This window comes from Salipiger sp. HF18, from assembly GCF_011806505.1.
In the GTDB taxonomy this organism is placed as follows: domain Bacteria; phylum Pseudomonadota; class Alphaproteobacteria; order Rhodobacterales; family Rhodobacteraceae; genus Salipiger; species Salipiger thiooxidans.
The window spans coordinates 1-9,620 of sequence record NZ_JAATOS010000135.1 but is presented as its reverse complement, the minus strand read 5'-3'; the positions used below and the strand labels follow the sequence as shown (position 1 = coordinate 9,620).

The 9,620-nt window shown below is 68.3% G+C and carries 11 protein-coding genes; 1 reads left to right on the top strand and 10 read right to left on the bottom strand.

The features are described 5' to 3' along the window. Nucleotides 1-168: 168 nt before the first annotated feature. From HC022_RS12935 to HC022_RS12890, 10 genes are read right to left on the bottom strand one after another with little or no spacing between them, the layout of a single operon-like run. The gene (locus HC022_RS12935) at nucleotides 169-492 is read right to left on the bottom strand and encodes a 2Fe-2S iron-sulfur cluster-binding protein (protein ID WP_167452710.1); all 324 of its coding nucleotides are present in this window, start codon (nucleotides 490-492) and stop codon (nucleotides 169-171) included. A 5-nt stretch (nucleotides 493-497) separates the two neighbouring features. Next, nucleotides 498-1,706 carry a cytochrome P450 gene (locus HC022_RS12930; protein ID WP_167452709.1) on the bottom strand — a complete coding sequence of 403 codons (1,209 nt, stop codon included), beginning with the start codon at nucleotides 1,704-1,706 and terminating at the stop codon, nucleotides 498-500. 3 nt (nucleotides 1,707-1,709) lie between these two features. Next, nucleotides 1,710-2,537 (bottom strand): polysaccharide deacetylase, encoded by an 828-nt coding sequence (locus tag HC022_RS12925; protein WP_008883057.1) that lies wholly within the window; start codon nucleotides 2,535-2,537, stop codon nucleotides 1,710-1,712. 23 nt (nucleotides 2,538-2,560) lie between these two features. After that, a complete protein-coding gene (locus HC022_RS12920) occupies nucleotides 2,561-3,316 on the bottom strand; it encodes an SDR family NAD(P)-dependent oxidoreductase (protein WP_167452708.1) in 756 nt (251 codons plus the stop codon). Further along, nucleotides 3,313-4,074 (bottom strand): SDR family NAD(P)-dependent oxidoreductase, encoded by a 762-nt coding sequence (locus tag HC022_RS12915; RefSeq protein ID WP_167452707.1) that lies wholly within the window; start codon nucleotides 4,072-4,074, stop codon nucleotides 3,313-3,315. The genes HC022_RS12920 and HC022_RS12915 overlap by 4 nt, the downstream gene beginning before the upstream one ends. Continuing rightward, entirely contained in the window at nucleotides 4,067-4,786 is a 720-nt protein-coding gene (locus HC022_RS12910; protein ID WP_008883389.1) for an ABC transporter ATP-binding protein, read from the bottom strand. Before HC022_RS12910 ends, HC022_RS12915 begins: the two co-directional genes overlap by 8 nt. Then, nucleotides 4,773-5,582 (bottom strand): ABC transporter ATP-binding protein, encoded by an 810-nt coding sequence (locus HC022_RS12905; RefSeq protein ID WP_167452706.1) that lies wholly within the window; start codon nucleotides 5,580-5,582, stop codon nucleotides 4,773-4,775. The genes HC022_RS12910 and HC022_RS12905 overlap by 14 nt, the downstream gene beginning before the upstream one ends. Continuing rightward, entirely contained in the window at nucleotides 5,579-6,520 is a 942-nt protein-coding gene (locus tag HC022_RS12900; protein WP_167452705.1) for a branched-chain amino acid ABC transporter permease, read from the bottom strand. The genes HC022_RS12905 and HC022_RS12900 overlap by 4 nt, the downstream gene beginning before the upstream one ends. Next, the gene (locus tag HC022_RS12895) at nucleotides 6,517-7,389 is read right to left on the bottom strand and encodes a branched-chain amino acid ABC transporter permease (protein ID WP_089959058.1); all 873 of its coding nucleotides are present in this window, start codon (nucleotides 7,387-7,389) and stop codon (nucleotides 6,517-6,519) included. The genes HC022_RS12900 and HC022_RS12895 overlap by 4 nt, the downstream gene beginning before the upstream one ends. Before the next feature lie 20 nt (nucleotides 7,390-7,409). Next, nucleotides 7,410-8,570 carry a branched-chain amino acid ABC transporter substrate-binding protein gene (locus HC022_RS12890; RefSeq protein ID WP_167452704.1) on the bottom strand — a complete coding sequence of 387 codons (1,161 nt, stop codon included), beginning with the start codon at nucleotides 8,568-8,570 and terminating at the stop codon, nucleotides 7,410-7,412. 264 nt (nucleotides 8,571-8,834) lie between these two features. Between HC022_RS12890 and HC022_RS12885 the strand changes: the two genes are divergently transcribed. Next, on the top strand, nucleotides 8,835-9,620 hold a 786-nt coding region (locus tag HC022_RS12885; RefSeq protein WP_167452703.1), incomplete at its 3' end, for a penicillin acylase family protein.

The following is a 9,620-nucleotide window of genomic DNA, read 5'->3' as shown; positions in this document are numbered from 1 at the left end:
CCCCGGGCACGCGCTGTACCTCGGCCCCAGGTCGCGCGAGGTCGAGGGCGGCGAGGTCCATCATGCGGTTCACTGCCGCCGCGTCATGGGTGGGGCTCTCGCAGGCGCCCCAGCGGGCAAGACCCGCCAGCATCTCGTCTGCATCGAAGGGGAGGGAGGCGAAATCGGTCATGCCTGTACCGCCGCGATCTGCACGTCGATCCCGTCCAGCGCCTCGGGCATGGCGATCTCGCAGCAGAGGCGGCTGCCGGGGCCGCGCTCGGTGACGGTCATGTCGAGCATGTCGTCCTCCATGCTATGCGGGGCGCCGGCGAGCGCCCGCCACGGCGCGGCCACGAAGACGTGGCAGGTTGCGCAGGCCAGCCCGCCGCCGCGTTCGCCGAGGATCCCCGGCACCGCGGTGCCCACCGCGGCCAGCATGACGCTTTCGCCGGGCGCGGCGTCGACGGTGCGGCTGCGGCCGTCGGGACGGTGGTAGGTCACTCTGGGCATCTTGGTCATCCGGCGGTCATGCGCATCGGCACCGAGGCGTAGCTGCGCAGGTTGTTGTTGAGTTTGCGGGTCGAGGGGCCCGTGGCCTCGAGCGAGCCCACCTGCGTGGCCATCGCGCGCAGCACCGACTCGCCCTCGAGCCGCGCAATCATCTGGCCGACGCACATGTGGACCCCTTGTCCGAGCGCGACGTGCGAGAGCGTCTTGCGGGTGAGGTCGTACTCGTCGGGCCGGTCCCACGCTTCGGGGTCGCGGTTGGCGCAGCCTAGCACGATGTTGACCTTGCGGTCGGCGGGCAGGGTGACGCCGTCGTACTCGACATCCCGCATGGTCAGGCGGCCGACGTTCGGGATTGGCGTCTCGATCCGCATCGCCTCTTCCAGCGCATTGCGGGCGAGCGACGGATCCTCGCGGAGCTTCGCGAACTGGTCGGGCGCGTTGGCGAGGTGGTGCAGCGCGCAGGAGATGGTCGACGAGGTGGTGTCGACCCCTCCGCGCAGGAACGAGCGCATCAGCAGCGGCGCCAGCTCGGGCTCGATCTCGCCCGCGTCGGCGGCCTTGAAGATGTTCTCGCCGAACCCGCCGGGCACCATGGCCTCGCGCCGCATTTGCGCTTGGTACCAGTCGTCGATGGCATCGGCGCGGGCCTGCGTGGCCTTGTAGCGGGCGTTGTTGGGCCCCTGTCCGTCGAAATTCAGCTCTCCGAGTATGTAGAGGTTGCGGCGCCGCTCGGGCGAGCGGGCGATGCCGAGCGCATCGGGGAAGGTGGACGAGACATAGGCCTCGGACAGGTCCTGCACGCCGTCGACCTCGCCCTTCTCGAGCAGTTCGGCGACGAGCGCCTGCGCGGCGGCCTCGAAGTCCTCCCGCCATTTGCGGATGACCGCGGGCGAGAGCACTTTCTGCAGGGCGCGGCGCACCTCGGTGTGGCGCGGCGGGTCGACCTCGACGATGGGGCTGGGCGCGCGCCACGCATCGGGGCGGCGGACGTCGGCGATGCCCGAGCCGCCGGTGGACGAGAACGTCTTCCAGTCCTTTAGCGCGGGCACGATGGAGGCGTGGCGGCCCATGACATAGACGTCATGGGCGCTCAGGTAGGCGACATCCCCCGCCTTCAGCAGCAGGTCGTAGTAGGTGCTGGGATCGGCGAGGTGCTCGTCGGCATAGGGGTCTATGTCGATGACCGGCATCTCGCGGGCGTTGGTCCGGGTCATGGCTCAGCTCTCGTATTCGTCGGACCATGCCTGCGCCACTTCGGCGCCGGTGGCGAACCAGACATCGGGGAAGCTGCGCATGAAGGCGATCATCTCGCGCAGCAGGGCGATGCGGCTGGGCCGTCCGCTGATCTGCGGGTGCATCACGAGGTTGTAGAGCCCGCCCCAGCGGTAGATCTCGCGGAACTCTTCCTTCCAGAGGCTGCCCACGGCTTCGGTGGACTGGATAGAGCGCGGCGTCTGCAACGAGAACAGCGCGTGCGGCGCGTCATCGAGCGACCAGTGCCACGGCAGCTCGATCACACCGTCGCTGCCGTCATCCATCTTGTGGCGGTAGGGGTTGATGCCGTCCATGAGCGACGAGTTGTAGAGGAAGCCGCGGTCCTTCAGCAGGGTGAAGAGCAGGGGGCTCACCTCGCCCGCGGGCGAGCGGTACCCCTTGGGCACGATGCCAACCTCGCGCTTCAGCGCCTCGAGCCCCTTGTCCATCTCCTCGACCTCGGCCGCGTCGTCATCCGAGGACCAGCGGTGCGAATAGCTGTGGTGGGCGAGCTCGTGCCCCTCCTTGAGGATCATCTCGACCTTGTCGGTGTGGTTCTCGACGGTCCAGCCGGGGGTGAAGAAGGTGGCGGGCACCTGCGCGTCGTGAAGGGTTTCGAGGATCTTCGGCACCCCCATGACCGCGCCGTAGCGGCCCTGGCTCAGGATGCCGGGGCGGCGGACGTTGTCGGGGTTGCGCGAAGTCCAGAGGGTCTCGGCGTCGAAGTCGAAGGTCAGCATGACGGCGACGCGGGCGCCGTGGGGCCATTTGACGGAGGTGTCGAACTTCATGGGGTGTGTCCTTTCGTGATCGGTCAGACGGCGTCGGGCGGCAGGTAGCGGGCGGCGAGATAGCCTCCGTCCACCGGCAGCACGACGCCGGTGACGAAGCTGGCGTCGTCCGAGGCGAGGAAGGCGATGGCCGCCGCCTGTTCCTCAGGCTGGCCGGGGCGTCCGAGCGGCGTCGTGTCCATGTGGAGCGCGCGGTAGCGCGGGTCCTTGAAGTAGTTGGCGGTCATGTCGGTCTGCACCACGCCGGGCGCGATGGCGTTGACCCGCAGGCCGCGCGGGGCGAAATCGCCCGCGAGCTGCCGGGTGAGCTGGCCGACGCCCGCCTTGGCCACGGCATAGGCGGTGGTGCCCGAGGCGCCGAGGATGCCGAAGGTCGAGGCGAGGTTGACGATGCTGCCGCCGGGCTGGGTCAGGTGGGGCAGCAGGTCGCGGGTGATGCGCATGGTGGCGGTGAGGTTGACGTCGATGATCCGCGCCATCAGCTCGTCGCTGGACTTCTCCAGCGGGCCCGAGCCGCCCATGCCGGCGTTGTTCACCAGCACGTCGATGGTCTGCGTGTGCTCGAGCGCGGCGGCAAGGATACGCTGGCCGGCGTCCGCGTCCGAGATGTCGAGCGCCAGCGAGGGTTGCCCGAGCGCTGCGGCGGTCTCGGCGACCTTGTCCTGCAGGTCCACGAGCAGCACCCTGGCGCCTTCCGCAACCAGCCGCGCGGCAGTGGCGGCGCCGATGCCGCCCGCGGCGCCGGTGACCACGGCGAACTTGCCTTCGAAACGGGTCATGCGAGACGTCCTCCGTCGACCGGCAGCGCCACGCCGGTGGTGAAGCTGGCGGCGTCGCTCAGCAGGTAGAGCGTGGCCTCGGCGACCTCGTTCGGCGTGCCGAAGCGGCCCATCGGGTGGACGGCCAGCAGGCGCTTCATCAGTGCCTCGCGGGCCTCGCCCTCGAAGCGGTCCACGTTCGAGCGGTGCATGGGCGACTCGATGGTGCCGGGGCAGACGCAGTTCACCCGGATGGCCTCGGGGGCGTGGGCGATGGCGAGGCTGCGCATGAGCTGCACCACCGCGCCCTTCGAGGCGGAATAGGCGGGCAGGAAGGGCGAGCCGATCATCCCGGCCGTGGACGAGAACAGCACCATCGAGCCCGCGCCCTTGGCCCGCATCTGCGGGATGAAGGACTTGGCGGTGAGCCAGCAGCCCTTGACGTTGATCGCGAAGAGCCGGTCCCAATCTGCTTCCTCGACGTCGATGGCCGAGCAGGAGGGGCCGATGATCCCCGCCGCGGCCACCGCCAGATCGACGCCGCCGAAGCGGTCCTGTGCCACCTGCGCGGCGCGCTGCACGTCGGCGGCCTGCGTGATGTCGCCGGGCACCGTGACGGCGCCGGGGCAGAGCGCGGCGGTCTCGGCCAGCGCGTCCTCGCTCAGGTCGAAGAGCACGAGCTGGCCGCCTTCGCGGGCGATGCCCTCGGCGACGGCGCGGCCGAGCGCGCCGCCCGCGCCGGTGATGACGGCGGTTTTGCCGGTGAAACGGTCAGGCATCCTGATGGCCTCCTAGATAGAATTCCTGCAGTTCCGACATGGCGATGCCGTCGCCGACCGCGGTCTCATGGGCGATGCGCCCGCCGCGGATGACGTAGAGCCGGTCGGCGATGTCGAGCGCCATGCCGACGTTCTGCTCGACCAGCAGCAAGGTCAGCCCGAGCTCGCGCAGGCCGAGGATGGCCTCGGCGATCTCTTCCACGATCTTGGGCGCCAGCGCCGCCGAGGGCTCGTCGAGCAGCAGCACCGAGGGCCGCGACATCAGCGAGCGCCCGATCGAGAGCATCTGCCGCTCGCCGCCCGAGAGCATCCCCGCGGCCACGCGGCGGCGCTCCTTGAGGCGGGGGAAGCGGGTGTAGACCGCTTCGAGATCGGTAGCGATCCCGGTGCGGTCCTTGCGGCGGTGATAGGCGCCCATGCGCAGGTTGTCCTCGACGCTCATGGCGCCGAAGGCCTCCTTGCCCTGCGGCACCAGCGACAGGCCGAGACCCGCGCGCGCCTCGGGGGCGATGCCCGCCATGTCGCGCCCGTCGACGGTGACGGTGCCCGATTGCAGGCCAACCAGCCCCATGATCGCCTTGAGCGTCGTGGACTTGCCGGTGCCGTTGCCGCCCAGCAGCGCCACGAGCCCGCGCTTGGGGATCTCGAGCGAGACGCCGTGCAGGATGCGGGTGTTGCCGTAGCCGGCCTCGATGTTGTCAAGCTTGAGCACGGCGCGACCATCCTTTCCCGATATAGGCCTCGATCACCGCGGGGTCGTTGACCACGGTCTCGGGGTGGCCCTCGGCGATCAGCTCGCCCGAGTCGAGCACCACGACCCGGTCGCAGAGCTCGCGCACGACGCGCATGTCGTGCTCGATGAGCAGGATAGAGATGCCGAACTCGTCGCGCATCCGCTTGATCAGCGCGATGAGCCGGTCGACGTTGGGCGGCGCGAGCCCGGCGGCGGGCTCGTCGAGCAGGAAGAGCTTGGGCCCGCTCAACACCCCGCGCGCCAGCTCGACCATGCGCTGCTGCCCGATGGACAGCGCCGTGACCGGGCGCCTGGCGAATTGCTCGAGCTCGAACATCGCCAGCAGGTCGCGGGCCTTCGCGCGGACCTCGTCCTCTTCGGCGCGCGCCGAGGGCAGGTTCAAGAGCGAGGACAGCAGCCCGCGCTTCATGTGGATATGCGTCGCGGTCAGCATGTTGTCCTCGACGCTCATCGAGGTGAACATCCGCAGCATCTGGAAGCTGCGCGCGATGCCGAGCCGCGCGCGCCGGTAGGGGGCGACGCCGGTAATGTCCTTGCCGGCAAAGCGGATGGTGCCCTTGTCGGGAGCAAGCTCGCCGGTCAGCAGGTTCACCATCGTCGACTTGCCCGAGCCGTTGGGGCCGATCAGCCCCACGATCTCGCCCTGGCCCACGGTCACGTCGACCCCGTCGACGGCGGTGATGCCGCCGAAGCGGCGCACGATCCCGCGCGCCTCGAGCACCGGCCTTGTCATGTTGGTCTCCGTCTCGGTCATGCCCGCCGGGTCCTCGCGTTGCGCACGAGCTGCATGATGCCGCCCGGCAGGAAGGTGATGGTGAGGATCAGCAGCACGCCGAAGAACAGCATCTTGTAGCGCGAGAACTCGCCCAGGCTTTCGGGGATGATGGTCAGGATGAAGGCGCCGACGATGGGGCCCAGGAAGGTGCCCTTGCCGCCGAGGATCATGATGGCGAGGATGATCGACGAGATGAAGATGGTGAAGTCGTCGGGGGCGGCGGTCCGCATCGTGTAGGCGTTGAGCGCACCGGCGGCACCGGCAAAGGCAGCGGACGCCACGAAGGCCGAGAGCTTGGTGGTCGTGGTGTTCACGCCCACCGCCTGCGCCAGCGTCTCGTCATCGCGCACGGCGATCCACTCGCGCCCGAGCCGGGAATGCACCAGCCGCCAGGCGACGACGATGGCCACCGCGGCCAGCGCCAGCGTCAGCCAGTAGTAGGAGTCCAGCGACTGCACGTTGAAGCGGATGATGCCGAGGATGCTGGTCTCGCCCACGCCGGGAACGAGGATGCCGTTCTGGCCTCCGGTGAAGTCGGTCCATTGCACCAGCGTCAGGTAGACCACGGTCTGGAAGGCGATGGTGACGATGGCGAGGAAGTGCCCCTTCACCCGCAGCGCCGGCACCCCGAGCACCAGCCCGAAGAGCCCGGCGATGATGATCCCGGCGGGCAGGTTGATCCAGACCCCGGTGCCCAGATCGCGCGACATGATCGCGGTGGTATAGGCGCCGATGCCGAAGAACGCCGCCTGCGCAAAGGAGAACTGACCGCAATAGCCCGCGACGAGGTTCAGGCCTACCGCCAGCACGAGGTTGGTGAGGGTCAGCGTCATGACGCTGAGCCCGTGCCCGCCCAGCACCATAGGCGCCAGCGCCAGCAGGGCTATGGCAGCGGCGAAGAGTGCGAGATGTTTCATGAGCGCTCCAGTTTCCGGCCGAAGATCCCCTGCGGCCAGGCCAGCAGCACGATGACCACCATCAGGAAGCCCACGATGTCGCGCAGCCCGTTGCCGAGATAGGCCGAGGTCATCGACTCGACGATGCCCAGCATCAGCCCTGCGGCGGCGGCGCCGGTCACGCTGCCCATGCCGCCGAGGATCACCACGGTGAAGGCCTTGAGCACGATCATGTTGCCGATCAGTGGGTGCACCATGAAGACCGAGGACATCAGGAAGCCCGCGACGCCCGCGAAGACGGCACCGGTCATGAAGGTGACGATGGCCACCCGCGACACCCGGATGCCGCACATGCGGGCCACGGTGGGCTGCTGCGCCATGGCGCGGAGGCTCATGCCCACCCAGGTGTAACGCAGCAGGAGATGAAGAGCCCCCACCAGCACGATCATCGCCACGGGGATCAGCGCGCGCTGGAGGGGGAGGTAGACGGGTCCGATTTCCACCGGAACCATCGACAGGTCCGTGCGCAGCAGCATCGGCTGCGGGCCGATCACCAGCAGCGCGGCGTTCTGCAGCACCACGGCGAGGCCGAAGGAGGAGACGATCGAATTGGTCGGGTCCTTGTCCTTCACTTGCCGGTTCAGGATCTGCTCGGCAAGGAAGCCGAGCAGCGCGGCGAACGCCACGACACCGAGCAGCGAGACGATCAGCGGCAGGCCGAGCACCGTGGCCAGCCCGATGCCCGCGAAACCGCCCAGCATGTAGAATTCCCCGTGGGCGAAGTTGACGATGCCGAGGATCCCGAAGATCAGCGTCAGTCCCACGGCGACCAGCACGTAGGAGCTTCCCACGACGATGCCGTTGGCGAGGTATTGAAGGAACAAGTCCATTTCAGATCATCCAGTCCGGATCAGGCCAGGGTGCGTACGCCGTCCTTGATCACGGCGATGAAGTTCGGGAAATCCACGCTGCCCTTGGCGTCAAAGGCCGCGGTCGCGCCCTCGGGGCCCTGGACGATGGGGAAATCGGCCATGCCGGTGGCGATCATGTCGCGCACTGCCTTGCTGTCGGTCCCGCCGGTGCGGCGGACCGCCTCGATGCCGATGGAGGTCGAATCGAAGCCCAGCGAGTTCAGCGTGCCCGCCGCTTGGCCGACCTCGGCCTCGAAGCGCTTGCCGAACTCGGCGCCGTAGACGTTGGGGGTCGAGGGCTCGTAGAGCGTTGCCACCGCAAAGCCCTCGGACGCCGGGCCGGCCAGTTCGATGAAGTCGTCGCTGACCATCGAGCCGGAGCCCACGAACTGGGTGCGCAGCCCGACCTCGGTCGCCTGCCGCACGATCATCGCGCCGTCGCCGGCCCAGCCGCCGATATAGACCGCGTCGGGCTTCTCGGAGCGGATGCGGGTCAGCAGCGTGGTGAAGTCCTGCTCACCGGCGTTGTAGGTGTCGCGAGACAGGATCTCGCCGCCGTTGTCCTTGACCACCTGCTCGACCTGGTCGCCGAGCGAGTAGCCGTAGGAGCCCGAGTCGTGGATGATCGCGACGGTCTTGGCGCCGAACCTGCCGGTGATCGCGTTGGCGGTATCGAGGCCCTGGTCGACGCTCGACGGCCAGGAGCGGAAGAACCACGGGTTGCCGGGCTCGTTGGCGTCGGTGGCAGCGACCGAGGTCGAGCCGCCCGAGAGCAGGGGCACGCCGTATTCCTTGGTGATCTGCATCGTGGCGATGACCACGGCCGAGGCGTAGGTGCCGACGATGAACGGCACCTTGTCGGTCTCGATCAGCTTGCGCACCGCGATCACGCCGCGGGTGGTGTTGGCCTCGTCATCCTCGACCACGAGCACGATCTCGCGGTCGAGTGCGCCGCCGGCGGCGTTGGCTTCCTTGACGGCGAATTCGAGCCCCTTGAGCACCTGGTGCCCTTCGATGGCGGCTGGCCCGGAAAGCGGCAGCATGCCTCCGATCTTCAGCTCCGAGGGGGTCTGCGCGCGGATGATTGCGGGGGTGGCGAGCGTCGCGCCGGTGGCGCCGGCAATGAGTCTGAGGGCCTGACGGCGGTGCAGTCTGGTCATGTCGATGATCCCTGTGGTTGCTTCCGAGGTCTGTGTCAGTCTGGCTGCCTCGGGCGATTTTTGATTTGCCCGTATCGCAATGCAATTCATGTTTGCGGCAGGGATTTCGTGGGTCAAGATATTTCTCCAGCGAAAAACCCTTTTGTTAAAAAGATAATCGTGATGCGGCGTCCTTTCGGGCGTCTTCAGAAAATCGCCATATGTGTATTGCAAAACAATACGACAGTGGCGCAATCTGCATGAGAATCAGCATCAGGAGCCCGCATGAGCAATCTGGCCAGACCCGCCGCGACCCCCGACGAGACCCGTGCCGGGGCGCCCTCGGCCGAGACCATCCGCGTCGCCGGACTTGCGTCCGAGGCCGAGATTCGCGTCGATCGCTGGGGCGTGCCGCATCTGCGCGCGGGCTCGGCTGCGGACGGCTTCTTCGTGCAGGGCTTCAACGCCGCGAGGGAGATCGACCTCTGGCGCAAGCGCGGGCTGGGGCTGCTCTCGGGCGATTTCGGTCCCGGTTACCTTGAACAGGACGCGGCGGCGCGGGCCTTCCTGTTCCGGGGTGACATGGCGGCGGAATGGGTCGCCTACGCCCCCGACCCCCGCGCCATATGCGAAAGCTTCGTGGCGGGGATCAACTCTTATATCGCGCTCACCGAAGCGGAGCGCGCGCGCCTGCCCGAGGAATTCGCGCAGATGGGAACCTCGCCCGCGCGCTGGCAGGCCGAGGACGTGTTGCGCATCCGCAGCCACGCGCTGACGCGCAACGCGCTTTCCGAGATCATGCGCGCCTGCCTGATGAGCGGAATCTCCGCCGAATCTGACCTGCTGCGCAAGAACCTCGAGCCGCTGGTGCGCCCCGGCAACGCGGGCGAGGTCGACCCTGCTGTCTTCACCCCGCGCATCCTCGACGTTTTCCGGCTCGCCACGGCACCGGTCACCTTCTCGCCCGAGCGCCTTGCCGCGACTGTTGCGGAGGCGGGCAAGTGGCGCAAGGTGACGCCGCTCGCAGAGGTCATCGCGGACGCCGACTGGACCGGCTCCAACCATTGGGCC

Coding starts and splice junctions, on each gene's coding strand:
- HC022_RS12930 (WP_167452709.1), bottom strand. CDS start 1,706: ATGACCCGGACCAACGCCCGCGAGATGCCGGTCATCGACATAGACCCC.
- HC022_RS12900 (WP_167452705.1), bottom strand. CDS start 6,520: ATGAAACATCTCGCACTCTTCGCCGCTGCCATAGCCCTGCTGGCGCTG.
- HC022_RS12895 (WP_089959058.1), bottom strand. CDS start 7,389: ATGGACTTGTTCCTTCAATACCTCGCCAACGGCATCGTCGTGGGAAGC.
- HC022_RS12935 (WP_167452710.1), bottom strand. CDS start 492: ATGCCCAGAGTGACCTACCACCGTCCCGACGGCCGCAGCCGCACCGTC.
- HC022_RS12915 (WP_167452707.1), bottom strand. CDS start 4,074: ATGCCTGACCGTTTCACCGGCAAAACCGCCGTCATCACCGGCGCGGGC.
- HC022_RS12920 (WP_167452708.1), bottom strand. CDS start 3,316: ATGACCCGTTTCGAAGGCAAGTTCGCCGTGGTCACCGGCGCCGCGGGC.
- HC022_RS12890 (WP_167452704.1), bottom strand. CDS start 8,570: ATGACCAGACTGCACCGCCGTCAGGCCCTCAGACTCATTGCCGGCGCC.
- HC022_RS12905 (WP_167452706.1), bottom strand. CDS start 5,582: ATGACCGAGACGGAGACCAACATGACAAGGCCGGTGCTCGAGGCGCGC.
- HC022_RS12925 (WP_008883057.1), bottom strand. CDS start 2,537: ATGAAGTTCGACACCTCCGTCAAATGGCCCCACGGCGCCCGCGTCGCC.